Here is a 25,975-nt window from a genome sequence, read left to right as displayed (position 1 = left end):
TGGTTCAGCAGCGTGCGGGCTAGAGAGGCGGTGGGCCATAGGCCCACCCTACGGGATCCGGTGGCCAACGTAGGGTGGGCGTGCCGCCCACCGTCTTGCATTCCGCTGTGCGAATCGGCCTACGGCAAGGCCTTCAACCGCTCGATATGCCGCCGATACCAGCTTAGCTTGTCATTGGGACTCCAGAACAAGGTCCAGCCGACGATATCCAGGTGGTCGTAGCCTTCCATCATGCCGAGCCAGTTCCATTGGCCGGCGCGCGGAGTGCCGCCGTAGCGCAAGTCGCGTATCTGAACTGCGCGATGGGTCGGCGCGGTGCCGATGGCGGCGCTGCGCGCAATCTGCAGGGTCGGGGCGCGGTGGCTGCGGGTGGGGACGACGCAATCGCTGTCCCACCAGCTGCTATCGATTGATGGTGCACGACTGCGGGTGAAGTTGCCCATGAACAACGGGCTGCAGAAGGTGCCAATCAATGGGTTGGCATCCCAGCGCGGATAATGCCATCCGGTGATCCAGCTGGCATAGCTCGATCGGGTGCTCCAGCTGAAGTAGTAAATGCCCGGTTGATCGCGCACCCAGCTGTTCTCCCGCATGGCGCCGTCGGGCGACAGGGTAAACGGGCTGAGGTCGCGAACGCCGCGGTCGCTGAACAATCGGCGCGAGTTGTTGAGCACGCGTTCGGCATAGTCGTGGAAAGGCTCGTTGGCGCGGCGTTGGGCGATATCCCATTGATCGAGCTTGAAGTCATAGACCATCGAACTGAGATCAGGACTGGCGCCTGCCAACAGGGCGATGTCGGCCACCAGGGTCTGCGCAAACGGAGCGAAGTCGACGATGGCGTCGGCTAAGGTGGTGCCGTCGTTCGGGGTGGAAATGGTGGTGATGGAGCGAATCCACGCCGCCGATGTATTGTGGGGCGCGAACAGGCCGCTGTCGCCTTCCGGGTTGCGACCGTTGTCGGCCAGCAGTTGCGCCAGCATGCGGGCGGTCTGGCCGCCTTGGCTGTGGGCAATGATGTGTACCGGTCGCGATGCATCCCAGGCCGGGTAGACGGCACGATTCTTGATCTCCGCTGCATCGGCACGCGGACATTGACGTGCGCTGGCGGTGTTGCGCGCTTCGGTGCTGTTCTTGAAGTGGCGTTGATGGCCGGCCTGGGCAGCGTGTGCGGCGCCATAGTCGATGCAACCGCCCTTGATCTTCCAGAACAGTTCGATGGCGCGGTCGTAGCTGGAGCTCACCGGGCCGACACAGACCGTCTTGACCTCGACGTCTCCGTACTGTGTGTTCAGCTGCTGCTGCAGGTCGTCCAGCCCTCCCCAATATTTGTAGCCCAGGGCCTCATCGCGACAGAAGCCAAGAAAGCCGTGCACGAACACCACCACCGGCTTGTTTTGGGCCTGGGCAGTTTGCGGCTTGGCCACCATGGCCAGCCCCAACACGACGGCAATGAGACAGTACTTGCTTAGGCGAAACGACAGGTTCATGGTTCCCCTCACAGGTAGGTCCGCCACGCGCCGCTTGCCGCGTAGCTGGACGGCAGAGTGCGATCTGCCTTCCCTGGTCCGAGCAATGCCATCTACCGATCGTCCCTGACCATCACGCCATCGTGCTCCTCGGCCAGGCCGATCCCCCGATCGATGCCCGGTAGCAGATGCTGCGGATTGCCCAGTCAGTCAGCGCGGACGGCGTCCGCGGGGTTCCCCTCCCTCGACTGCGTCGGCAGCCTAACCCGAGGTTCCATACGCGGGCGAATGGATTCGGTGCACCGGCGACGGGAGGTCGAACGGGCCGCTGCACCGGTCAGGGGCGATGCCAGGATGAGCGCGCCGATTTGGCGAGCAAGCCTGCCGTACGAAGACGAACTTGCCCGATCGCGGCCAGCCCTTGACCCGAATAGGGGCAAGGTCTGCCGACCAACGGTAGGAAGACACGGAGGGCATCGGCGCAAAAGATCCATGGCATCGAACAGGCATTTGCTGGCATTTGGTGTGTATTCCGACCAAAGCCGGCCGAACGGCTGACTTTCGCAGGGTAGAGAGGACAGCTATTTGGCTGTCTATCCGATCCAATGCCCCAACTTTGCACATTCTTCTTGACGACCAGTTCCACCATTGCTAGCGTCAGTTCGCCGACGGGGCTGAGGGGCCCTCCGAAGGCATCCACCCAAGCCATGCGTTGTGTCGTAGGGGCGACACACAGGGGACGCATGGCCTTCTGGTTGGAAGCAACGCTGGATGTGTGGTGGACGTAGGTCGGCCCCAGCACTTCAACTAGGGGAAACATAGTGAAGACACCAACGTCTACACGTGCGGTGCGCCGCACTGCGCTCGCTCTTGCTGCATCAATGGCTTTCGCTGGCGCCGCTCAGGCCGAGGCAGATTTCCGCATCACTTCACAGCCGGTGCCCGGCCAGTACATCGTGGTATTGAAGGACACCGTCGCCGCGATGGGCAATGAAAACCGTGCCGTGCCGCCAGTCGCGCAGATGGCGCAGCAACTGGCGCGACAACATCGCATGCAGGTGCGGCAAAGCTTCTCGCACGTTCTGCGTGGTTTCGTCGTCCAGGCCGACGATGCGGCCCTGGCGCAACTGTTGGCCGATGATCGGGTCGACTACGTGCAGGAAGATGGCTACGTCAGCATCAATGCCACCCAGTCCGGCGCGACCTGGGGCATTGACCGCAGCGATCAGCGCAATCTGCCATTGAATGGCACCTACGTGTACGACACAACGGCCTCGAATGTGCACGCCTACATCATCGACACCGGTGTGCTGGGTACGCACAATGAATTTTCCGGTCGCATGGGTACTGGCTATACCTCGATCAACGATGGCCGCGGCACCACCGACTGTAACGGTCACGGTACACACGTTGCCGGCACCGTCGCCGGCACTACCTACGGTATCGCCAAGGGCGCTCGGGTGTATCCGGTGCGTGTGCTGAACTGCAGCGGCAGCGGCACCAACTCCGGGGTGATCGCGGGCATGGACTGGGTGGCGGCCAATCACGTCAAGCCGGCGGTGGCCAATATGAGCCTGGGCGGCGGTGCCGATAGCGCCACCGATACCGCGGTGAACAACATGGTCAATGCCGGCGTCACCGTAGTGGTGGCTGCGGGCAATGACAACAGCAATGCCTGCAACTATTCACCGGCGCGTGCCGCGGCGGCGATTACCGTCGGCTCCACCACCAGTTCCGACGCCCGCTCGAGCTTCTCCAACTACGGCAACTGCCTGGACATCTTTGCCCCAGGCTCGTCGATCACCTCGGCCTGGTACAACAGCAACTCGGCCACCAATACGATCAGCGGCACCTCGATGGCATCGCCGCATGTCGCTGGCGTCGCGGCCCTGTACCTGGCCAACAATCCGACCGCCACGCCCTCGCAGGTAACCAATGCCATCATCGCGGCCTCAACCCCGAACGTGGTCAGCAGTGCCGGCTCGGGTTCTCCGAACCGTCTGCTGTACTCGCTGTTCGGTGGCACGCCGCCAACCGACACCACGCCGCCCAGCACGCCGAGCAATTTCAGTGCCAGTGCGGCCAGCAGCAGCGCCATCAGCCTGAGCTGGTCGGCCGCCACCGACACCGGCGGATCGGGCCTGGCCGGCTACAAGCTGGAGCGTTGCTCGGGTTCCAGCTGCACCAACTTCGCCCAGGTCGCCACTACCTCGTCCACCAGCTACAGCGATAGCGGGCTCAGCGCCTCCACCACTTATCGTTACCGCGTGCGGGCCTACGATGGTGCCGGCAACAACGGCAGCTATTCCAGCATTGCCTCCGCGACCACCCAATCGGGCGGCGGTGGCGGCACCACGCTGAGCAACGGCGTGCCGGTGACCGGCCTGTCGGCGTCGACCGGCCAGGCATTGAACTACACCATGGCGGTGCCTGCCGGGGCCAGCAACCTGAGGTTCGTCACCTCCGGTGGCAGCGGTGATGCCGATCTGTACGTGAAGTTTGGCTCGGCACCCACCACATCAAGTTACGACTGCCGTTCCTGGAGCTCGAGCAATAACGAGACCTGCAACATCTCGTCTGCTCAGGCCGGCACGTACTATGTGATGGTGCGCGCCTACAGCAGCTTCTCCGGCGTCAGCCTCACCGGTAGCTACACTGCTGGCGGTGGTGGTACTCAGACTTACGCCAATGAGAGCAACTACACGATTAACGACAATTCCACCATCAACAGCCCAATCAGCGTTTCCGGACGCAGTGGAAACGGTCTGTCGAGCACACAGGTGGCAGTGGACATCAAGCACACCTACATCGGTGACTTGACCGTCGACCTGATTGCGCCAGATGGGTCGGTCTACAACCTGCACAACCGTTCGGGTGGCAGCGCCGACAACATCATTCGCAATTACACGGTGAATCTGTCGTCGGAAGCCTTGAACGGCAGCTGGACGTTGCGCGTGCGCGATTCGGCCAATGCCGATACCGGCTATCTCGATCGCTGGGCGATCACGTTCTGATCTACAGGTCGTTTCGACCATAGGCGGTACCGAAATCGCGGCCCTGGTGGCCGCGATTTCTTTCATGCCCTGGCCGCATACTTGCGTTGAGTCCTGCGCTTGGAGGCAAAATGGTTCCTGTCTTGTGCCAGCGTGTGCCGGAATGACCATCGAAGAAAGTCGCTCGTTCGCCGACATCGAGACGGCGCAGGCGTTCTGACGGTTGACGAACGTCTGGCCAAACTGATATTCACATCCGCCTGCTTCGGTGCAGGCTCACTGGCAGTGACGGCGCCAAGCTGGAGCGCCATGCTCAAGGCCGAAGGCTATTACGCCGATCTCGCTCTGGCATTGAACCTGGATGACCAAGGTCGCGCGGGAACCTCGGTATACCTGGATGCCGAGGTCAGCAATGCCGGCCCGGAGTCAGTCAATGAGCACAGAATTTGGTTTGCCTTCGATCCCGGTTTCGAACTGATTGATTCGCGCTGTAGCAGCAGCGTTGACCGCGCCAGCTGCGTGTTGAACACGCCCCTTGCTGCTGGAGAAAGTGCCTCGACCCGTCTGCGTGCGCGTTTGCGCCCCAATGCCCATGGCCTGATTGGACTGGGCGGTTTCGTTGAATCGGACCGCATCGACCCCAATCCGGAAAATGACATCGATGCCGAAGCCATCAGCGTAGCCATGGTGCATAGCGTGGTCATGACGACGGCGTTCGATCCGCAATACCCCAGAATCGAGGATGGGTTCATCAACTTTCAGGTTTACAACCTGGGGCCCAGTGATGCACCTGTTGTGTGGCTGAACGCGTACGCCGGCCCTGAGATGCTGTCCTACGGTGAGTATCGCTGCAGCGACCTGGTACTGGCGCAATGTCACCCGGATGGCACGGCAGAGATTCAGGTCGGCGGAAGTTTCGAGTTAAGTATCCCTGTGCCCCCGTTGCCGGCCGAACAACTCGGCGGTATCTCCATTTTCGCAGCGATGCACAGTGAAGTCGGTAGCAATGTAGGTTGGCCCACACATCTCAGCGTGTGGATTCCAAGCCAGGTGTTTGGCTCGAGTTTCGAGTACTGATCACAAGCTGCAATCCGCCCGGACTCAGGCCTGACGGATTCGGCTCAGCTGCTGGCCTGCCGTGGTTGATAAAGGCGCGGTGATTTCGGGCATTCGATCATGGTGGTCGCGATTTCCTTGTGGGCGAGAGACGCTGTGCCAGGGGCAGCAGATTCCATGCGCGTTGCACGCTGGCGTCACACTGTGGCTGGCAATTAGTTCGAGGCCGGCAGCCTGCTCTGGTCAAGGGAATCTCGCAGCAAGTTCAGAGATTCCCGAGGTGCGGGGATGCACCGCCGCAATCAACAACGTCGGTGGTTGATCAGCGTATTCGAGCGAAGCTCGACGTAGCCGCGGAGCGGACGAAACGGGTTCGGACCTGTGCCGAACTCGGCGCGTCTGAGCAAGTCCAGGATCGACTTGGTCAGGCCTTCCCCAGTGGATTCCTTGTGAACTACAAGGTGAAGCGAGCAGCTTTCTGATTCGCTTGATTGAAATCAAGTTGGAGTCGTGCAGTCTTGATATGGTTTACTGACCGACGCGTGCATGCTTGCAGGCGGTTGAAGCATTTCCATCTTGGAGGTTTTCAGCGTCAACCGTCTCGGCGAAGCCGCGCAACACTTGCGGTGAGCCCGTCGAACGGTTTGCGGGAAATCAAACACTTGCGGCTCGTCTTTCGAGCGCGTCGTCTTTTAGGCGCCGCACCAGACTGCTGAAATGAGTCTCAGCAGCCTCTTATTGAACCGGCCAGTCGATGTTTCGGTTGGCCGGTTCAATCGAGCAGTCCATGGACTGCTCGCGCGCAGCGACCTAGTCGCTGTGCAGCGCCCGCACGTACGGACACGTATCAGACGCGCGGGGCTTGAACGTGAACAGGATGTTCAAACTTCAAGTTGCCGAATCAGTAGGCACTCAGGTCTGTTCAGGAGTAGGCAATGACTGGCAATTTTCGAGCTGCAGCAGCTGTTTCAGAAGCGACCCCGCCAAAGACGCAACACCCGAGTAGCCGAACTGTTACGGGCCACGAAGTGGAACTCGAGCAAGGGCGCAGCATCGCTTCAACCACCGATACACGCGGCATCATCACTGATGTCAACGACTACATGGTGGAGATCAGCGGCTACCGCCGTGATGAGTTGATTGGTCGTCCACACAACATCGTACGTCACCCTGATATGCCGCCAGCTGCGTTTACCGATCTCTGGCGCTCGCTGAAGCAGGGACTTCCGTGGGTGGGCGTGGTGAAGAACCGCTGCAAGAACGGCGATCACTATTGGGTTCTGGCGCACGTAACACCGGTGTTCGATACCGCTGGAAAAGTGACCGGCTACATGTCGGTACGGCGCAGGCCCTCACGGGACTTGATCGATAATGCAGAGCGCGACTTTGCCGCAGTACGTGCCGGTCGCCTGCGCGGCGCGCGGATGGTCAACGGCCAGATGCAGAAGCCGAGCCTCAGTGCTCGTTGGAATCCGCTGTGGCGGTTGAACTTAGCTACCCGTTTGTTCTTGCTGGCGATGTTCGGGGTGGGGTATGCAGCCCTGTTGCTGCTGCTGCCCGCCGAGAGCGAGGCCGGTGCTGGATTGCGGCTGGCATTCTGGCCGATGGCCGGCTTCGCAGCGTACTCCGCCTGGTGGCTGGCGCGCGATGTATCGGGGCGGTTGCAGGGCGCCTTCGACGGGTTCGAAGCGATGGCACAAAGCAATTTCGACTATCCGGTGGACGTTGCGCGTGGCGATGAGGTGGGGCGGGTACTGCGGGGATTGAAGTCGACGCAGATACGGCTGGGCCATCAATTGGAGAAATCCGAGCGCGAGGCAGCGGCTTCATCCCGCGTGCGGCGCGCTCTTGAAGTCGCCTCTGCCAATGTGATGGTGGCTGATCATGAGTTCCGGGTGGTTTTCGTCAATCAATCGCTGGCTGCCTTGCTCAAGCGCCATGAACAACGCATCGCTGAGTCGATACCGCAGTTCTCCGCCGATACTCTGGTGGGCATGTCGATCGATCGTTTCCACAAGGATCCGGGCGCACGTCGGAGTCAACTCATGCAGCTGAACTCGACCCACCGGGCGCGACTTGAAATCAATGGACTGACCTTTGACCTGTCGGTCACGCCGGTCCTGGCCGAAAGCCATACCGTGGGTTATGTGACCGAGTGGGCGGACCGCACCGAGGAGTTGGCCATCGAGCGCGAAGTCGAGCAGGTGGTTTCCGCGGCCAGCGAAGGACGGCTGGATCAACGCATCACGGAGCACAACAAGGGCGGACACAATCTTGTCGTGGCCAGTGGCATCAATCAGGTGTTGGGGGCATTCTCCGGATCGCTGGCGTCATTGACCAGGGTGCTACAGGCACTGGCCGAGGGGGATCTGACGCGTCGTGTTGAGGAGCGCTTCAGTGGCGCCTTCGCCGAAATGGCCGAGCATGCGAATCAGACCGTCGATCGTCTGGCGCAGATCGTTGGCCAGATCCAATCAGCGGTCTCGGTGATTGACAGTGCAGCCAGCGAGATTTCCTCCGGTAATGCCGACCTCTCCGAACGCAGTGAGCAGCAGGCGGCAAATCTTGAAGAAACCGCCTCGTCGGTCGAGCAGCTGACAGCGACAGTGCAGCAAAATGCTGCCAATGCACGCAGTGGTCGGCAGGTGGCCGAGAGCGTTTCGGATATTGCGCAGCGCGGCGGCGATACGGTGCGTCAGGCAGTCAACACCATGCGTGACATCACCGCCGCATCGAAGCAGATCGAAGACATCATCTCCGTGATGGATGGCATTGCGTTTCAGACCAATATTCTCGCGCTCAATGCGGCCGTGGAAGCGGCTCGTGCCGGTGAGCAGGGGCGTGGCTTTGCCGTGGTCGCCTCGGAAGTGCGGGCGCTGGCGCAGCGCTCGGCAACCTCAGCGAAGGAAATCAAACAACTGATTGCCGATTCGGTGCAGGCGGTGGAAAAGGGGGCCCTTCAGGTCAATGAAGCAGGAGAGACGATCGGCCGTCTGGTGGCCGAAGTCGGACAGGTTTCAACGCTGATGTCAGAAATCAGTGCCGCTAGCGATGAACAGGCTAGCGGCATCGGTCAGGTCAGCAACACGATCAATCACCTCGACAGCACAACACAACAGAATGCTGCCCTGGTAGAGCAGGCCAGCGCCGCGGCCCGGGCGCTAAGTGAGGAAGCCAGTAAGTTGGGCGAAGCGGTCTCGGTATTCAGATTGCGCCGTTGATGGCGCCTTGATCGCGGTGCACGGATGCACCGCCGCGATCAACAACGTACGTTGTTGATCAGCGTATTCGAGCGAAGCTCGACCTAGTGTCATGTCGCATAAATACAATTCATAAATGACGTATACTTTTCCGGGCTTGGTTGCGGGAAACGCTGATGGGCCGATTGCGCGCGGATGGTGAGATTGAGCTCTTCGTAACCCGATACAACGCTGACGCAACCCCTTTCCAGTGGATCGCCACCGCCGACTCAATCTTGCAAAAGATCGCGCGCCTTACGAAACGTATTTCTGCGACAGGACTAGCCGCGGAGCGGCCGAAACGAGTTCGGACCTGTGCCGAACTCGGCGCGTCTGAAAAGTCCAGGACGGACTTGTTCAGACCTTCCCTAGTGATCGATCTCGCGCAACCAGGTTCGTGCGGCGTGGGCGATCTTTCCGCGGCGCAAGAAGAAATCCCAGTAGCTACCACCCAGCTGGCGCCATAACACCGCGCTGCGAACGGCAGCCAGTAGCAGGGTGCGGATGCTCATCACCACGCGACTCTGTGACAGCAGTCCGGGGTCACCCTGAACCAGCACGCGGGGCGTCAGTGTGCTGATGGTTTGTGCGTACAGCTCGCCAAGCCGGGCGTGCAGCTCTTCCGAGGTCAGTCCGAACTGGTTGCCGGCGGGCTCGGCATCGATGATGCCCTGCTGCAGTCTCTGCAGCAGATCCGGTCGGGCGATCAGTCGTCGTTCAACCTGCAACACGGTAAGTGCGATGCGCAGGTGTACCGCCTGAGTGGAGACATTACCCGCAGCTTGAGCTGCTAGAAGCTCCATTCCGCGGCGGAGATTCTCGGCCTTGCCGAAAATGGCTTCGGTGCTCGGGGCATCAAGACGAAAGATCGAACTTACGCAGTTCTCGACGATGTCGTTTCGCACCGGCTCGCCGGTGGCAAGGCGGGTGACGGCTTCGGCGGATTGCAGCAATCCTGCCAAGGCCAGGGCACGTTCCTTCATGCCGCGTGTCTCCATTGGGCTATGGGGGCGTTGGTGGAATCAATGACAGCGCCGCCCAGACACTCATCATCAAGGTAGAACACCACTGATTGCCCTGGCGTTACCGCGCGCTGGGGCTGATCGAACTGCACCTGGAGCGCTCCGTCTTCATTGAGCGGGCGCACGATACAGTGAACGTCAGTCTGTCGGTAGCGGGTCTTGGCGGTGCATCGAAGTTCGCTGTTCAGGGCGACTCCGCTGGTCCAGGTGGCCGCTGAAGCATTCAGTTCAGTGGAATGCAGGAACGGGCTGTCGTGGCCCTGATCGACGATAAGGGTATTGCTGGCCACATCCTTGTCAACCACGTACCAGGGCGTGCCATCGCTGCCGCGGATACCGCCGATATTGAGCCCTTCGCGCTGGCCCAGGGTGTAGAAGAACACACCGCTGTGCTCGGCCAGCCCTCGGCCTCGGGTGTCGACGATCGGTCCCGGCTTGACCGGCAGGTAGCCGGCCAGAAACTCGCGAAAATCACGCTCACCGATAAAGCAGATGCCGGTGCTGTCCTTCTTGTCGTGCACACCGAGGCCAGCGCGCTCGGCGACCGCACGCACCTCGCTCTTCTCCAGCTCGCCGACCGGGAACAGGGTCGATGCCAGGGCTTCCTGGCCCAGTGCATGCAGGAAATAGCTTTGGTCCTTGCGCTCATCGCGGCCACGCAGAAGACGCCACAGACCATCGCGTTCAGCGACCCGGGCATAGTGACCGGTGGCTATCTTGTCGGCACCCAGGGCCTTGGCATGATCAAGAAAGCTGCGAAACTTGATTTCACGGTTGCAGAGAATGTCCGGGTTCGGCGTGCGTCCAGCCGCGTATTCGGCCAGAAAATGCTCGAACACGCCGGCCCAATATTCCCTGGCGAAGTTGGCATGGTGAAACGGAATGTTCAAGGCTGCGCAGACTTTGAGCGCATCCTTGCGATCGTCTTCAGCGCGGCAGCCGCCATCGTCGGCCTCTTCCCAATTCTTCATGAACAGACCGGCGATACGTAGGCCCTGCCGATGCAGCAGCAGGGCAGCGACGGCCGAATCGACGCCGCCGGACACGCCAACCATTACCAGACCTTGGCCCACCTCAGCGCTCATGACAAATGCACTAGACACTCAAGTGGCGTCGGCCTGCGTGCCTCAGCGTCCTCGATGACGCGCGTCACCAGTGGGCTGCGCAGCCGATGCGCGCCCGAGCGCAGCTCGTCCAGGCTCAGCCACAGTGGCCGCAGGATGCCATTGTCAAGATTGCGCTCCTGATGCTCGTGTAAGGCTTTGGCGGAAAAGGCAAAACGAACGAAGTGGGTGCCGTCCGGCGCACGCCATTGATAGACCCCGATCAAGCCCTGGATCTCCACTTCCCAGCGCGTTTCTTCCAGGGTCTCGCGGCGCGCCGCCTCGATCAGGGATTCATCCGGCTCCAGATGGCCGGCCGGCTGATTGACCACGGTTTCACCGCGCACCCGCTCCTCCACTACCAGGTAGCGCCCATTGCGTTCAATCACGCAGGCAACGGTGACATCGGGTTGAAACACAGTGCGATCAGTCGACTCCGCTTCGCTCATGGGCCCTCAGCTGGATGGTTGGGGAAATTCGCCCGGTGAGGCCGAGCAGACCCTGAATGGTATCGCGAGCACGCCGATGGCTGGAATTCCGTCGGCGATCCGGGCTCGGTGATCAGCGCGGACCCGCCGCACATCGGCACGCAGTTGCGCCGAAAACCACACGGAAGAGCGGTTCGGGGCGGTATCATGCAGCCATGAGTGACCCGAATTCCCCCCAGCACGAACATGAACACGATCACGGTTTGGCGGTTGAGACGGCTAAGCCGGAAGTACAGCGACCGCCCCTGTTTCGCGTACTTTTGCTGAATGATGACTACACGCCCATGGATTTCGTGGTAGAGGTTCTGCAAATCTTCTTCACCATGAACCGCGAAAAGGCGACCCAGGTCATGCTGCACGTACATACCCGAGGACGCGGCGTTTGCGGCGTCTTCACGCGAGAAGTCGCAGAAACGAAGGTGGCGCAGGTGAATGAGTTTTCGCGACGCCACGAACACCCCTTGATGTGCACTATGGAACCGGCCTAATCGCCCCCATCTGAGATCAAGGACAGGCGGTACACTCGCCAGAGGAGAAGGCAGACACCATGTTCAGCAAAGATCTCGAATACAGCATCGGCCAGTGCTACAAGCAGGCCCGCGAAGCGCGTCATGAGTTCATGACCGTGGAGCACCTGTTGTTGGCGCTGCTCGACAATCCGAGCGCGCTGGCGGTGCTGCGCGCCTGCAACGCCGACCTCGGTCGTCTCAGCAGCGACCTGCGCGGCATCATCGCTGAAACCGTGCCGGTGCTGCCGGCCGATGACAGTCGCGATACCCAACCCACCTTGGGCTTCCAGCGCGTGCTTCAGCGCGCGGTCTACCACGTGCAAAGCTCAGGCAAGAAGGAAGTCACCGGCGCCAATGTGCTGGTGGCGGTGTTCGGCGAGAAGGATTCGCATGCCGTCTACTTTCTCAACCAGCAGGAAATCAGCCGACTGGATGTGGTCAATTACATCTCCCATGGTGTGGCCAAGCTCAGCGCCGAACCCTCGGTGCCGCCGAACGCCGAGGCGCAGCGTGAAGGCGAGGGTGATGAGAACAAGACCAACCCGCTGGCTGAGTTCGCCACCAACCTCAATCAGCAGGCCGCCGATGGCAAGATTGACCCCTTGATCGGGCGAGAAGAGGAAGTCGAACGCACCATCCAGGTGTTGTGCCGTCGGCGTAAGAACAATCCCTTGTTCGTGGGCGAGGCCGGTGTAGGCAAGACGGCCCTTGCAGAAGGCCTGGCCAAGCGCATCGTTGACGAGGATGTTCCCGAGGTGCTCAAGGATGCCACCATCTTCGCCCTCGATCTCGGTGCCCTGGTCGCTGGCACCAAGTACCGTGGCGACTTCGAGAAGCGGTTGAAAGCCGTGATCGCGCAGCTGAAGAAGTTGCCGGGCGCCATTCTGTTCATCGACGAGATCCACACCATCATTGGGGCAGGCTCGGCCTCCGGCGGCACCATGGACGCGTCCAATCTGATCAAGCCGGTGTTGGCCTCGGGCGAGCTGCGCTGTATCGGTTCGACCACCTTCCAGGAGTACCGTGGCGTATTCGAGAAAGACCGCGCCCTGGCCCGCCGCTTTCAGAAGATCGATGTGGTCGAACCGTCGATTGCCGAGGCGGTTGAAATTCTCAACGGCCTTAAAGTCAAGTTCGAAGAGCATCATCAGGTGCAGTATCACCCCGAAGCCCTGCAGGCGGCGGTGGATCTATCGGTCAAGCACATCGGTGACCGATTGCTGCCGGACAAGGCCATCGACGTGATCGACGAGGCCGGCGCGCGTCAGCGCCTGCTGCCTGAAGACAAGCGCAAGGCCATCGTTGATGTGTCGGAAATCGAATACATCGTGGCGCGCATGGCGCGTATCCCGCCGAAGCAGGTGTCGGCCTCCGACCGTGATGTGCTGCGGAGCCTGGATCGCAACCTGAAAATGGTGGTGTTCGGCCAGGACGAAGCGATCGATTCGCTGGCCTCGGCAATCAAGATGGCGCGCTCGGGTCTGGGCGATCCGAACAAGCCGATCGGAAGCTTCCTGTTCGCCGGTCCGACCGGCGTCGGCAAGACTGAGGTTACCCGCCAGCTGGCCATGCAGCTGGGTATCGAGCTGGTCCGCTTCGATATGTCGGAATATATGGAGCCGCATTCGGTCAGTCGTCTGATCGGTGCACCTCCAGGTTATGTGGGCTTCGATCAGGGCGGCCTGCTCACCGAAAAGGTGGTCAAGACACCGCACTGCGTGCTGTTGCTCGATGAAATCGAAAAGGCCCATCCGGATGTGTTCAACATCCTGCTGCAGGTGATGGATCGTGGCGCGCTCACCGATACCAATGGGCGCGAGGCCAACTTCCGCAACGTGGTGCTGGTGATGACCACCAATGCCGGTGCCGTGCAGGCGGCGCGACGTTCGATTGGTTTTACCCATCAGGATCACAGCACCGACGCGATGGAAGTGATTCGTCGCAGCTTCACACCTGAGTTCCGCAATCGACTGGACGCGGTGATTCAGTTCCGTTCGCTGGACTTCGACCATATTCTGCGCGTGGTTGACAAGTTCATCATTGAGCTGGAAACCCAACTGCACGAGAAGCATGTGGTGCTCAACGTGTCGCCCGATGCACGGCGGTGGCTGGCCGAGCATGGCTTCGATCCGCAAATGGGCGCCCGACCGATGGCGCGCGTCATCCAGGACAAGATCAAGCGCCCGCTGGCCGACGAACTGCTGTTCGGTCTGCTCGCCTCGGGTGGTCGGGTCAATGTCGGCGTCGAGAACGAGCAGCTCAAGCTGGACTGTTTCGCCGATGCCGATCGATTGTTACCGGCCACGGTGGATTGAGACATGGCTGCCAGGTAGGGCAGCCGCTTCGGCCAAGGCCCTCGAACGCTTGGTTTCGTTTAGCTTGCTTCGACAGGTTCAGCCAGCGTTAGCGGCGCCGTGGCTGAGTGGCAACGCTTTGCTCTTCGAGAGATCGCCACGCTGAATAACCTGTTGGTCCACTCCCCACACACCGCTCGCTGAGCTCGTCGAAGCGAGCATCGACAGGGCGAAACAAGGGCAATTCGAAGCCGGCGGATGTGGAGTCAGTCGCGTTGGCCAAGGCAGCTTCGAACGAAATCCGAGCACCCGGCTTCGTTTGGCTGGCTTCGACAGGCTCGCCAGCGCTCGCCGCGACCTGGTCACGACTTCAGCCTGAAATCGATCCGCCACCAGCAGCGCTTATTGCATTGCACATATTGTTTGACCTCCGTTCCTGTCGAACGAAACGCAGCGCTCGTCAAATCGCGGATTCGGTCACACTTTGCCTGTCCGTCGCGGATTCAGACTGAATGCGGGTCTGGTGGAGCTCGCGCAGATGGGGGTCGATCTTGCTTCGTTGCAGGCGCTGCTGGGCTGTCGCAACGCTGCCGAGCTGGGTCAGGTCGCCAGTCGGCTGCTGGCGGACCTGGGTGTTGAGCACTGGGTGTATGCTGCCGACCGGCTCGATGCACAGCATGGCACGCAACGACAGGTTCTGGGCGACTATCCGGAGGCCTGGGTGCAGCACTATCTTGCGCGCGACTATCTCAGCTGCGATCCCACCGTGGCGCACTGTCGTCTGCATGCGACGCCGATCACCTGGCGTGAAGCGCGTCTGCTGGTATCGAGCAAGAGCGGCACGGCGCATGCCGGACGATTGTTTGACGAGGCCGGTGAGTTTGGTCTGGCCGATGGGATGAGCGTGCCGCTACACGGGCCGGGAATCGGCTGGGGGGTAGTCTCCTTCACCGTGGGCCAACGTGGGTCTGATCAGTTCGAATGGATCGCCGCTGATCTCTATTTGCTGGCGCACTACCTGCACGAGTCGGCTCGCATCCTGATCCAACCCAAACGTGCGCTGCATCCGATTTCGCTGTCGCGACGCGAGCGAGAGTGCTTGAGCTGGGCAGGTATCGGCAAAACCAGTTGGGAGATTGGTCGTTTGCTGGCGCTGAGCGAAAGGACAGTGGTGTTTCACCTGCAGAATGCTTCGCGCAAGCTGGGCGTTTGCAATCGGCAAGCGGCAGTGGCGAAAGCGATCTCAATGGGATTGATAGGCCCTCTATAGAGGCGAACCCTGGACAACGGGCGGGCCGCTTAGCAGGCTGCTGAGACCCATTCCAGCATCTGTGGAACGGTTGCGCTGAAAACGTCCAGGATGGAGGTCTGAGCAGCCTGTTACGGTGCGCTGGTTTGCCTGAATCCGCAATGCCGAGGCAACGAAACTGCCAACCCGTCGACCCTGTAAACCCTGACAGCTGCGTCGACCTCAATCACCCGCTTATCTGGTGTTCCCCAACGATGAGGGCTCACCATGATCGAGGTCACCGTCGCACGCGCAGATTCCCCACTGCTTCGTGCTGGTCTGCTTGATGGGGTCTACCAACTGCGTTGTCGCGTGTTTCGTCAGCGTCTGGGCTGGGAGGTTCAGGTCAGGGCGGGCCGTGAGCGCGATCACTTCGATGAATTGCGTCCGTTGTGGGTGGTGGCCCACGACCTGTCCCGACGCAGCGTCCACGGCTGTTGCCGACTGCTGCCGAGCCAAGGGCCGAACATGCTGCGTGACGTGTTCCCGTCCTTGTTGGACGGTGCGCCGATACCGGCGGGCGAGCGGCTGTGGGAAGTGAGTCGTTTTGCCGTCGATAGCACAACAGGCAACTCGCCCGGCTTTGGATTTGGCCAAGTGCCAATCGAGATGCTGCGCAGTCTGTTTGGCTACGCCGCCGCTGAGGGCGTGGAGGCCTTGATCGGTGTTACCAGCGCGGGCTTTGCCCGCTTGCTGCGCGGGCTTGGATTGCGTTTCGATGTGCTCGGTCGGCCCCGGCGCATCGGCGATGTCCTTAGCCTGGCGTTTCATCTGCCGATCGATCGGCAGGCGCTGGATGCTGTGGCAGCCGAGCCCTCGGCTTGGCTGCCGCGCCGGGCCGCGTAGACCTGGTCGCGGCCAGACTGCGGGCCCCGGACGCCCCCTCGACCTGCTGTACTCGGCAGTGAGAGCGTCCGGGGCACAGCACAAGGCGGCTCCCCTCCGCCTTGCTCGCATCGGCATCGTCTCAGGCATAGGCGGGTTCTACCCTGGTCTGCTGCCGTCGATCGAGTCTGGCCCAGGTACCATCCCAAAGCTGGATTCGGGCCAGAATGGCGGCACGCGCCGCGCTACGGGCTTCGGCCAAACGCCGTGTTGAATGGGCCACCAGGCTGTCCATGATGCGCTCGGCCAGCGGGCCGTGGGTGTCGGCATCAAGTTCAATATGGCGGCGCAGGTAGTAGCTGAAGCTGGGCACCGTGGACTCGGGAATCTGCCACTGCTCCAGCAGTGCTTGGAACATGCGTGGTATGACGTTTTCCCGGCCGTACAGGAAGCTGGCCAGTACCTCCACCGTGCTGCCGTGGAAGGCGGTGTCAAGCGTGCTGCAGACGAAGTCGCCGATGAAGGCTGGAACGGCCGCCTCGCGCAACGCACGTTGTGGGCTGGAGCCGGCCCGTACGCAGTCCAGAAAGTGATCGAAATGGTGCGTGCAGGCGCCGGCTTCGCGCATGCCTGTGAGATAGATGTCGAGGTGGCTGGCGGCGCGACCGTTCGGTCCGACATCGCTTTCCTCGCCCAGCACGATCTCGTTGATCATGCGCGCAGCTTCGCTGTCGGCCGGCGGCATCCAGGGCAACTCGGTGCAGGTAAAGTCGCGCTGTAGACGCTTGGTCAAGGTCATGAAGTCCCACACCGCAAAGACGTGGATCTGCATGAAGCCGCGCAGACTGTCGAGATCGCGCAAGGCGCTGAACACCGCATGGCGCTCCAGCTGATGCTGCAGTTGATGGATCTCGGCGTTAACAACATTGAACTGACTGGCAGACATCGGATGCCTCGCTGCGCTATCAAATTGGTTGATACAGCGGATACAGGCTGCTTTCTTCACGCTCGATGCGCTGGGTGAGCAAGCCGCCTATTTGCCGGTAGTCGCGCAGAAAGGCCTGGCGGCTGTCATCGTCCAGCGGATGCTGCTGGTAGGCTTTGACGAAGTCGACCACGCCGCGGGCAATGCCGTTCATCTCGCGGCGAAAGCTGCGCATCAAGGCGTAGTTCTCCTCATCGCCGTCCAGGCTGCGCTCAACGTAGTTGTAAAAGCGCACGTTCTCGGCGATCAGATGGCTTTCGAGGCGTGTCTTGAAGGCCAGTAGCATCGGCGCTACTTCGGCATAGCGACGCTGCTCGGCGCACAGTCCAATCTGCTGGAACAGATCGACCAGGTCGGCATGGTCCTGCTTCAACACATCGATCAGACGCGAGTCGAAGCTGGGCGTGCGACTGGGGGTAGTAGAAAGGCGCACGACGGGCCTTTCCACTGGCGGCGCGGGCGGTTGCCCGATGATCTTGCGCAGAAGCTCCAACATGGTCTGCTCCTCGGACCAACGCGGTGCGGATGCACCGTGGCTCCCACTCTTCGACAGGATGGCCAGCGCAACAAGCTGGAAGATCTGACAGGGTCGCAGGGGCAGTGAAGCGATGGGATGAGAGCAGTCTCCGACGCAGCGCGCGCTCAGCTCAGGCTGGCGAAGCACCTTTCTGCGGTCGACGCTCTCGGCTTTCGCGCTGCTTCGATGGCGCTGGCGCAGGGCCAGAGACCCGCGGCAATGCCGCGGCCGTTTTCGCTGACTACCTCCTGGATGGAGGTTTTCCAGCAATTCGTTAGGTTCAGCTAGCAAGGCGCATGCTGGCTTCGCACTACGACGCAAGGTCGTAACGGCCACTCAGCCGCGCCTTCCATTCCCTTCCTCGACGCCCTGAGCCTCGATCCGTCGGCACTTGCTGACGGCGTCTGCGGCCGCTGCCGCATCTGGCTCATCGATCTCGAGCCCCGCAGCAAGGATACATTCATGAGCATCCAATCCATTCCGAAGCCCAGTGGCAAGAATTTGCTGGAGACCGCCTCCAGTCACGGTGAACTCAACACGTTTGCGAAAGCGGTGGAGTTGGCGGGCCTAGGCGACATCCTGCGCGGGCCAGGCCCGTTTACCGTGTTTGCGCCCACTGATGCTGCGTTCGACAAGCTGCCTGACGGCGGACTTGATCGTTTGCTCAAGCCGGAAAACAAGACCGAACTTGCCTCGATTCTGAACTATCACGTGGTCAAGGGGCGGCGCACAGCTGCCGACATGGGCAAGTCGACTTCGGCTGCAACGGTGCAAGGCGAGTCCGCACCGGTCAAGTCAGTAGGCGCCAGTTTCAGCATCGACGGCGCTAACGTGACCTCCATCGACATTGCCTCAAGCAATGGACTGATCCACAAGATCGATAAGGTCAACATGCCGACGGTTCGTAAGCAGTAGTCGGGTTGAGCGAGCTTTATGCGCGCGGCCGGATGAGTGATTGATTCGGTAACCTGAAGTTTGAACATCCTGATCAACCTCCAGTCCCGCGCATCCGGTACCGTTCGACAGGCTCACGACGAGCATGCCCGTACGCGCGGGCGCTTCACAGCGACTACGTTGCTGCGCGCGAGGCAAGCCGATGCACGCCGACCGGCAGAGTCATTTCTCCGGTCGGCTTTTTCTCATGATAGACGCGCAACAATGCGTTTCGTTGGGTGGTGCTGCGTGTGCCCACGCACCGACGGCTCGCCTGAGTAGGCGCAAGCTGCTTTGACAATGCTGAGGTTTGCAATGTCTATCTCGTCACGCAACACTCTCCCGGAGCTGCCAATGAAGACCCACCAACGAACACCCCGACTCAGCGTCGTGTTAGATACGATGCCGCGCGCTCAGTCACCTCCGTCGACAGGCGATGGAAAGCATGGATCGGGCCAACATTTGGCCCCAACATCGCAAGGCGGTCCATTGGCGCCTGATGCTGAATCTCGGTTCAAGTCGATCCAAATCAAGCCACGTGTGATGCCAGAGGAAACTCCGGTCGAACGGACACTTCGCGGTGAGAGCTGATCGCCCGCTCTTTGTGGCCGTCGCTTTGAGCATGATGTCTTGTGCTGGCTTGTTGTCCTCGTGTTCGGTCGTTCCGTCCCACACGCATCAGACGAATGGTGATCCAGGGCAGGCGCCAACTTCGGCCTACCGCGCATGGATCGCCGCGGATGCCTCAGAATCGGCTCGACGGGAAGCGTTTGATGCCAGGATCGCGAGGCGAGACGATCAAGAGCTTGTTGCGTCGGACGCGCCGGCGGCCGACCTTGCCGATGCGTCGAATGCGCACCCCGGTCGCGCAACTCGGCGGCATAGCCAGAGCAAAGCGTCTGAACTCTCCGACTACACTACGTGGGGTATGGCGTTGGCCGAGATTCCATTCGCGCGTGGAGAAATCGACTTGTCGAGCGACACAGGCGCACTTTCGGAGGTTGCACGCTACCTGAGTCGGCATCCCGAGCTCGAGATCAAAGTGGTTGGGCATGCAGACAGCATTGGTGACCCGCAACGCAACCATCTGTTGTCCGAACAGCGCGCTGAGGCTGTCAAGTCATTTCTGATGAAACGAGGTGTTCAGGGCTCACGCGTTCACGTCGAGGCTCTGGGTAGCCACGCCCCTGTCGGCGATAATCGGTCGGACTACGGTCGGGAACAGAATCGTCGAGTGGAAATATTCGTGATGAATCTCAGCACACATCTGCCTTCTCAATGAAGCGGATGGCTCAGATCGAGGGGGCGCGGCATGATGGTGCTTGACACGATTGATCGAGCGACATTCGCTGGCGATTGAGCTGGATCGGATCAGTATGGCGACATGCTCACTCATCCGGGTGGCGTCTGGCGGAATCGTTCGACAAGCTCACGGCAAGCCGGTCACGGCAGAGCCGCGCCACACTCGCCTGCCGATTGGTTTGCCCGGAATCCAACACCTACGTTGCCCAGCTCCGTCGTTTACCGCGCCTTTACTCCTGCTCATCTGCCGCCCAACGCCGCCGTGATTGAAGTGGGTAGCGCGTTGCTGGTGGTCGGTTTTCCATTGGGCTTTCATGACCTTCTGCATCACATGCCAGTGGTGCGTCAGGCGGTGATCGCCTCCTCGTTCGGATTGCGTTTCCAGGGGGCGGGGTATTTCCTGACCGAGGCGCGTACCCACCGAGGCACCAGCGGGGGCCAGTCGTGATGCGCATGCATGAGTCGGAGCGAGTACGAGGTGACCTGCCCTGGATGTTGCTTGGCGTTCACTCGGCGCGCTTGGATCTCGGCACGCGCGACCTGGGCAAGGATGAAGCCTTGGGGCTTAACTGTGCTTGGTACGCCGATATTCTCATTGCGCTGACTGAACCGCGGGGAGTTGGCCGGGAGTCGTTGTGAGCGCCAGCCGACGTCAGTCGGGGACCTATAGCGCGGCGGCCCCCTGGCAGGCATTTCGACCAGGAACGGGCAGGCGTCCGCTCAAGCCGTTGGCGGACGCGGTTTCTGTCTGCAGGGAGAACTCAAGGCCGACTGGCCGGCGCCTACTTCATGCGGTAGGTGATTCGACCCTTGGTCAAGTCGTAGGGGGTCATTTCGACCTTCACCTTGTCGCCGGTGAGAATGCGGATGTAGTTCTTGCGCATGCGGCCGGAAATGTGGGCGATCACCACGTGGCCGTTTTCCAGCTTGACTCGGAACATGGTGTTGGGCAGGGCCTCCGTGACCGTGCCTTCCATTTCGATGGAATCGTCTTTGGACATGCGTTAGGAACCGTTCCCGTGGGGTATTGCGCAGCAGCAAGGGCGGCTCAACGGCCGCGACAAGCCCGCAATTCTGCCATGAATTGCCGGGTCTGAACAGTCTGGCGCTGCCCTTGGTGGCAAATGGCTCCAAGTCAGCCGTTGAGCCGCCGGTGCTTGCCGCAGTCTGGAAGCTGAGCCGGTATTGCAATTGCCCGCTAGAATGGTGGGCTTGAAATCGCTCGGAGTAAGCAGACTTGATCAAGCCGCGCACCGCCCCCGGCACCCTGGAATTGCTGCCCTTGGATCAGATCGCATTCCAGGGCATGTTGGATACCATTCGCCGTAGTTACGAACGCTTTGGCTTCCTGCCGGTGGAAACCCCGGTGATGGAGTTGTCCGAGGTGTTGCTGACCAAGACCGGTGGCGAAACCGAGCGGCAGGTATATTTCCTGCAGTCGACCGGCGCGCTGCAGGCGGCCGAGCCCGGTGCCACCCCCGAACTGGCGTTGCGTTTCGATCTCACCGTGCCGCTGGCGCGCTACGTGGCCGAGCACGAGCACAAACTGGCGTTTCCGTTCCGTCGCTATCAGATCCAGCGCGTGTATCGCGGCGAGCGTGCTCAGCGTGGCCGGTTCCGCGAGTTCTATCAGTGCGATGTCGACATCATCGGCAAGGATGCCTTGTCGATCCGCTACGACGCCGAGCTGCCGGCAGTAATCAATGCCGTGTTCAGTGAACTGGAAGTCGGCGAGTTCACTGTGCACCTCAACAATCGCAAGCTGATGCGTGGTTTCCTCGAAGGTCTCGGCCTTGACGATCCCGAGCAGCAGACCCTGGTGTTGCGTGAGGTCGACAAGCTGGACAAGCGCGGCGCCGAAGCGGTTGGCGAAACGCTGACCGGGGAAGGCTTTGCGATGGATGGCGCGGCGGTGGATCGCTTGCTGGGCTTTGTCCAGGTCAGGTCGAGCGGCTACGACAATGCGCTGGCCAGGCTGGAGGCCTTAGGGCAGGGCAACGAGGTGTTCAACCAGGGCCTGTCCGAGCTGCGTGAGGTGCTGGGTCTGTTGAAGGATTTCGGCGTGCCGGAACAGCGTTACTGCCTTAATCTGTCAATCGCACGTGGGCTCGACTACTACACCGGCACGGTGTTTGAGACCATTCTCAATGATTACCCGCAGATCGGCTCGGTGTGTTCGGGTGGCCGTTACGAAAATCTGGCCGGTCATTACACCAAGTCGAAACTGCCTGGCGTGGGGATTTCCATCGGTGCTACCCGACTCTATTGGCAATTGCGTGAGGCGGGCCTGATCAGCACAGCGGAATCCAGTGTGGAAGTGATGGTGGCCCAGCTCGATGAAGCGCGCTTGCCGAAGTATCTGGCGTTGGCGCAGCAGCTGCGTGCCGCCGGGATCAATACCGAAGTGCAGCTTGAGGCGAAGAAGCTCGGCAAGCAGTTGCAACATGCCGATCGCGCGGGCATCCGCTTCGTGGTGATGCTCGGTGAGGACGAGGAGGCGCGCGACGTGGTGTCGGTCAAGGACATGCGCAAGCAGGAGCAGTTCGAAGTGGCCCGCGCCGAGCTGGCAAGCACGCTAAGAGTGGAGATCGAGCAGTCGCGTGCCATGGGATCCTCTGCCATCGGTTCGGGTAACGAGGTGTCAGCATGAGCACGCGAATCATCCGTCTCGACGGCTCCTCGTTGACCCGTGCCCAGGTCTGCGCAGTGGCCGAGGGGCAATCCAGGGTCGAACTCGATCCGGTGGGTCTGGCGCGGGTGCAACTTGCAGCCGATTTCCTGACCGAGCAGGTGCGGCGCAAGGAGCCGATCTACGGCGTCAGTACCGGGTTCGGCAGCAATGCCGACAAGCTGCTGGGCGCGCATCGGGCGCGTGAGGCCCTGGGCGAGCAGGATGGCTCGGGGCGCAGCCTGATGGAGGAACTGCAGCACAATCTGATCGTCACCCATGCGGTGTGCGTGGGCGAGCCGTTCAGCGCCGACGTGGTGCGTGCCATGCTGCTGATCCGCATTAACACCCTGATGCGCGGCCATTCCGGCGTGCGGGTCGAAACCCTGCAAGCGCTGACCGATATGCTGAATCAGGGTGTGGTGCCGGTGGTGCCGAAAAAGGGTTCGGTCGGTGCCAGCGGCGATCTGGCACCGCTATCGCACCTGGCTATCGTGTTGCTGGGTGAAGGCGAGGCCTGGTACGCCGGTGAACGGCTGCCGGGTGGCGAGGCGCTGAAGCGGGCCGGGCTGGCACCGATCAAACTGTCGTACAAGGAAGGGTTGGCACTGAACAATGGCACAGCACAGATGCTGGCCACTGCCACCCTGGCACTGGGGCGGATGGAGAAGCTGATCGCCCAGGCCGATCTGGCCGCGGCGATGACCCTGGAAGCGTTTGCCGGCCGCGGTCGCGCCTTCGAGGAAAAGGTGCATGCCTTGCGCCCGCATCCGGGGCAGGTGGAGTCGGCGGCGGCCTTGCGTGGCCTGCTCGATGGTTCCAGCCTGATCGATTGTCCTTATCACCTGGTTCCGCGCTTTCGCACATGGCAGGCCGACAGCTGGGCCGAACCGGAAGATCAGGCGCAGCATTTCGATATCAGCTGGGAATGGGTGCCGCCGGCGCAGCGTCATGGGCGGGAGAACTTCTACGCGCGCTTCCTGCCTTTCCGTGGTGGCAAGAAGCATCAGCCGCAGGATAGCTACAGCCTGCGTTGCATTCCGCAGGTGCACGGCGCGGTGCGCGATGCGGTGGCGCAGGCGATACGCGTGATCGAGGTGGAACTGAATGCGGTGACCGACAATCCGCTGCTGTTCCCGCTGGCCGAAGGCGCCCAGGTGATCGAGGATCAGGTGATCTCGGCCGGTCACTTCCATGGCATGCCGCTGGCCCTGGTGATGAGCTATGTCAAAGCCGCGATCCCGGTGCTGGCCAGTCTGTCCGAGCGCCGCCTTAACAAGCTGGTCGATCCGGCCACCAATGATGGCCTGCCGGCTTTCCTGATCGGCAACGAAGATGCAACCGACTCGGGCTTCATGATCGTGCAGTACACCGCCGCGGCCCTGGTCAATGATCTGGCCAGTCGCGCCCATCCGGCCTCGGTATATTCCATCCCGACCTCGGCCAATGCCGAAGACCACGTCTCGATGGGCGCCAACGAAGCGCGTCACGTTCTGGACATGACCGAGGACCTGGCGCAGGTGATTGCGCTGGAGCTGTACACCGCGGCGCAGGCCTTGGACTACCGCCGCGACATGATCAACGCGGCGCGCCGTCTTGCCCGACGCGGCGATCTCGACGCCCTGTGCGCCAAGGTGGTCAACGCCCCGCGCCATGATCACGCCGACTTTGCCACCTTCCGCAGCGAATGCGCGGAGCTGCTGCGTCAGCTGGCCGCGGGCAGTGAGTTTTCGCCTTCGGCCAAGGTGGAGCAGGCCTTGCAGACGATCCGTCAGCGCATTCCGTTCATGACCCGTGACCGGGCGATGGATGGTGACATCCGTGCGATCGGTGAGTTGATCGAGTCGAACGCGTTGTTGGGCTGAACCGCATAACCATCGGCTGCGCCTTGGTGTTCCCCGGCGCAGCCTATGCCCTGGCTTTGGTAGGGTGGGCGTGCCGCCCACCGGCGCTTGGTTCGACGGTGCGGCAGCGGTGGGCCGCAGGCCCAGTCTACGGGCTGTCGCGATGAATTGAGGTCCGTTGCTGCGCCCAAGGCGCACCCAATGGTTAAATCCGATGACGGCCATCGTAGGGTGGGCGTGCCGCCCACCGGCGCAAGGTTCGATGGTGCGGCAGCGGTGGGCCACAGGCCCACCCGACGACCTGTGGCGATGAATTGAGGCCCGTTGCTGCGCTCGAGGCGCACCCTACATGGGAAGTGCCGCATGCCAACACCAATGCCAGGGCTCAAAGCTGATGCCGTGCGGGTTGTTGCGCGGGTAGCTCAGGTGAAAACCAAACTCGTTGGCGTGTTGGTCAAGCCAGGCGTAGGCCGGTGTGTGTTCGAAGCTTTCCTCGGCGGAAGGCTCGCCAGGGAAGCCGATATCCAGAGCACGGCCGGTGTGGTGTTCGCTGAAACCGGGCGCGGCATTGACCTTCAGGATCTGCTCGATACTGAGCCCGCGGGCCAGTTTGCGCTGAAAAATGCCGTACTGGTAGGCATAACCACGAAAGCCGGAGATGGCGTCCAAAGTGACGTCGTCGGCGGCGGCAGCACGGCGCATGCGCGCCCAGGACTTGGCCGCGGAGTCGATCAGCCAGAGCGGCCGTTGGAAGCGGTCGCGACCGGCATAGCGCAGGATCGGCGGTTCGAATTGCCAGGGCAGGCCGGTGGATTCGCTGTAGGCCAGGGCATCGATACCCATGGCGTTGAGCCGGTCCAGCCAGTCGAGCAGTACGTTGCCGACGCCGGGCAAGGCCAGCTGCCAGTTCGGCAGTTGCGCCAGTCGTATTGGCCGTCGACCGTGCAGGGCATCGCGCCGACGCAGGCCAAGCATGGCCAGCAGTGGATCGAGTTGTTCGACGCTGCAGCTGCGATCCTGCCAGGCGCGAAACTGCAACATGCCGTTCCAGCGGCCGATCAGGCCAAGATAGCGTCCGTCCTGCTTGCGTCGTATCAGGTACTGCGCGTGGCGCAATGCTCGGTTGTGATCGTTGCGCCGGGCATTGAGAGCATGAGCCGGGACCGCATCGAGGTGGTCGGCATTGAGTAGGTGAACCGGGACGTGTGACATGATCGCAGTCTAGCCCGGATATTTCATGAGGTCGCGCCGAAAGATCCGGCGATTCCAAGCGGGGCGAGAGTTTCGACCGATGGTGTTGAGATAACCGAGTGTTGGCGGTCTTTCGGCGCTGGCACGGCCCTCATTCGGCCGCTGCGCGGCTACGCAGGGCATTCGCCCTGAGGTCCTTTGCGCCGATTGCCGCGTTGTTCGGCTGCTACGCAGCAACGGCTACTTCGTAGC

Annotated in this window: 20 protein-coding genes; 12 read left to right on the top strand and 8 right to left on the bottom strand. The window is 61.4% G+C overall.

Annotated features, from left to right (window positions below; all coding sequences use genetic code 11):
• Nucleotides 1-119: 119 nt before the first annotated feature.
• Nucleotides 120-1,487 carry an esterase/lipase family protein gene (locus tag IFO71_RS13165; protein WP_192030108.1) on the bottom strand — a complete coding sequence of 456 codons (1,368 nt, stop codon included), beginning with the start codon at nucleotides 1,485-1,487 and terminating at the stop codon, nucleotides 120-122.
• An 860-nt stretch (nucleotides 1,488-2,347) separates the two neighbouring features.
• Here IFO71_RS13165 and IFO71_RS22315 point away from each other — a divergent pair.
• From IFO71_RS22315 to IFO71_RS13150, 3 genes are all read left to right on the top strand, one after another.
• The gene (locus IFO71_RS22315; protein ID WP_192030107.1) at nucleotides 2,348-4,480 is read left to right on the top strand and encodes a S8 family serine peptidase; all 2,133 of its coding nucleotides are present in this window, start codon (nucleotides 2,348-2,350) and stop codon (nucleotides 4,478-4,480) included.
• Between the two features lie 288 nt (nucleotides 4,481-4,768).
• Nucleotides 4,769-5,536 (top strand): hypothetical protein, encoded by a 768-nt coding sequence (locus tag IFO71_RS13155; RefSeq protein ID WP_192030106.1) that lies wholly within the window; start codon nucleotides 4,769-4,771, stop codon nucleotides 5,534-5,536.
• Between the two features lie 1,007 nt (nucleotides 5,537-6,543).
• Nucleotides 6,544-8,736, top strand: coding sequence for a methyl-accepting chemotaxis protein (locus IFO71_RS13150; protein WP_192030105.1), 2,193 nt, complete (start codon nucleotides 6,544-6,546; stop codon nucleotides 8,734-8,736).
• 386 nt (nucleotides 8,737-9,122) lie between these two features.
• On the opposite strand, the gene IFO71_RS13145 is transcribed toward IFO71_RS13150, so the two are convergent.
• Genes IFO71_RS13145 through IFO71_RS13135 form a run of 3 tightly spaced genes read right to left on the bottom strand, consistent with a single transcriptional unit; the run spans nucleotide 9,123 to nucleotide 11,328 of the window.
• Nucleotides 9,123-9,737: a lysogenization protein HflD gene (locus tag IFO71_RS13145; RefSeq protein WP_192030104.1), complete on the bottom strand. Its 615-nt coding sequence runs from the start codon at nucleotides 9,735-9,737 to the stop codon at nucleotides 9,123-9,125.
• Nucleotides 9,734-10,861, bottom strand: a complete 1,128-nt coding sequence (gene mnmA, locus IFO71_RS13140; protein ID WP_192030103.1) for a tRNA 2-thiouridine(34) synthase MnmA — start codon at nucleotides 10,859-10,861, stop codon at nucleotides 9,734-9,736. Before mnmA ends, IFO71_RS13145 begins: the two co-directional genes overlap by 4 nt.
• Nucleotides 10,858-11,328: an NUDIX hydrolase gene (locus IFO71_RS13135; protein ID WP_192030102.1), complete on the bottom strand. Its 471-nt coding sequence runs from the start codon at nucleotides 11,326-11,328 to the stop codon at nucleotides 10,858-10,860. The genes mnmA and IFO71_RS13135 overlap by 4 nt, the downstream gene beginning before the upstream one ends.
• A 194-nt stretch (nucleotides 11,329-11,522) precedes the next feature.
• Here IFO71_RS13135 and clpS point away from each other — a divergent pair, with 194 nt between their 5' ends.
• From clpS to IFO71_RS13115, 4 genes are all read left to right on the top strand, one after another.
• Nucleotides 11,523-11,855: an ATP-dependent Clp protease adapter ClpS gene (gene clpS, locus IFO71_RS13130; protein ID WP_192030101.1), complete on the top strand. Its 333-nt coding sequence runs from the start codon at nucleotides 11,523-11,525 to the stop codon at nucleotides 11,853-11,855.
• Nucleotides 11,856-11,914: 59 nt separating this feature from the next.
• Nucleotides 11,915-14,191 carry an ATP-dependent Clp protease ATP-binding subunit ClpA gene (clpA, locus tag IFO71_RS13125; RefSeq protein ID WP_192030100.1) on the top strand — a complete coding sequence of 759 codons (2,277 nt, stop codon included), beginning with the start codon at nucleotides 11,915-11,917 and terminating at the stop codon, nucleotides 14,189-14,191.
• A 517-nt stretch (nucleotides 14,192-14,708) separates the two neighbouring features.
• On the top strand, nucleotides 14,709-15,440 hold the full coding sequence (locus IFO71_RS13120; protein WP_225444625.1) for a helix-turn-helix transcriptional regulator: 732 nt from the start codon (nucleotides 14,709-14,711) through the stop codon (nucleotides 15,438-15,440).
• 246 nt (nucleotides 15,441-15,686) lie between these two features.
• The gene (locus tag IFO71_RS13115) at nucleotides 15,687-16,304 is read left to right on the top strand and encodes an acyl-homoserine-lactone synthase (RefSeq protein WP_192030098.1); all 618 of its coding nucleotides are present in this window, start codon (nucleotides 15,687-15,689) and stop codon (nucleotides 16,302-16,304) included.
• A 121-nt stretch (nucleotides 16,305-16,425) separates the two neighbouring features.
• Here the strand turns inward: IFO71_RS13115 and IFO71_RS13110 are convergent, their stop codons facing one another.
• Complete coding sequence (locus IFO71_RS13110) at nucleotides 16,426-17,229, bottom strand: DUF3050 domain-containing protein (RefSeq protein WP_192030097.1); 804 nt, start codon at nucleotides 17,227-17,229, stop codon at nucleotides 16,426-16,428.
• A 19-nt stretch (nucleotides 17,230-17,248) separates the two neighbouring features.
• A complete protein-coding gene (locus IFO71_RS13105) occupies nucleotides 17,249-17,764 on the bottom strand; it encodes a hemerythrin domain-containing protein (protein ID WP_192030096.1) in 516 nt (171 codons plus the stop codon).
• Nucleotides 17,765-18,247: 483 nt separating this feature from the next.
• Between IFO71_RS13105 and IFO71_RS13100 the strand changes: the two genes are divergently transcribed.
• From IFO71_RS13100 to IFO71_RS21880, 3 genes are all read left to right on the top strand, one after another.
• Entirely contained in the window at nucleotides 18,248-18,700 is a 453-nt protein-coding gene (locus IFO71_RS13100) for a fasciclin domain-containing protein (RefSeq protein WP_192030095.1), read from the top strand.
• Nucleotides 18,701-19,298: 598 nt separating this feature from the next.
• Nucleotides 19,299-20,000: an OmpA family protein gene (locus tag IFO71_RS22500; RefSeq protein WP_192030094.1), complete on the top strand. Its 702-nt coding sequence runs from the start codon at nucleotides 19,299-19,301 to the stop codon at nucleotides 19,998-20,000.
• 222 nt (nucleotides 20,001-20,222) lie between these two features.
• Entirely contained in the window at nucleotides 20,223-20,468 is a 246-nt protein-coding gene (locus IFO71_RS21880) for a hypothetical protein (protein WP_225444624.1), read from the top strand.
• A 334-nt stretch (nucleotides 20,469-20,802) separates the two neighbouring features.
• On the opposite strand, the gene infA is transcribed toward IFO71_RS21880, so the two are convergent.
• Nucleotides 20,803-21,021, bottom strand: a complete 219-nt coding sequence (gene infA / locus IFO71_RS13085; protein WP_192030093.1) for a translation initiation factor IF-1 — start codon at nucleotides 21,019-21,021, stop codon at nucleotides 20,803-20,805.
• Between the two features lie 236 nt (nucleotides 21,022-21,257).
• Here infA and hisS point away from each other — a divergent pair, with 236 nt between their 5' ends.
• Nucleotides 21,258-22,670: a histidine--tRNA ligase gene (hisS, locus tag IFO71_RS13080; protein ID WP_192030092.1), complete on the top strand. Its 1,413-nt coding sequence runs from the start codon at nucleotides 21,258-21,260 to the stop codon at nucleotides 22,668-22,670.
• Entirely contained in the window at nucleotides 22,667-24,553 is a 1,887-nt protein-coding gene (locus IFO71_RS13075) for an HAL/PAL/TAL family ammonia-lyase (protein WP_192030091.1), read from the top strand. The genes hisS and IFO71_RS13075 overlap by 4 nt, the downstream gene beginning before the upstream one ends.
• A gap of 324 nt (nucleotides 24,554-24,877) precedes the next feature.
• Here the strand turns inward: IFO71_RS13075 and IFO71_RS13070 are convergent, their stop codons facing one another.
• Nucleotides 24,878-25,744 (bottom strand): M15 family metallopeptidase, encoded by an 867-nt coding sequence (locus tag IFO71_RS13070; protein WP_192030090.1) that lies wholly within the window; start codon nucleotides 25,742-25,744, stop codon nucleotides 24,878-24,880.
• Nucleotides 25,745-25,975 lie beyond the last annotated feature (231 nt).

Source organism: Pseudomarimonas arenosa (assembly GCF_014841215.1).
In the GTDB taxonomy this organism is placed as follows: Bacteria; Pseudomonadota; Gammaproteobacteria; order Xanthomonadales; family Xanthomonadaceae; genus Pseudomarimonas; species Pseudomarimonas arenosa.
This window is presented reverse-complemented; position numbering and strand designations above follow the sequence as displayed.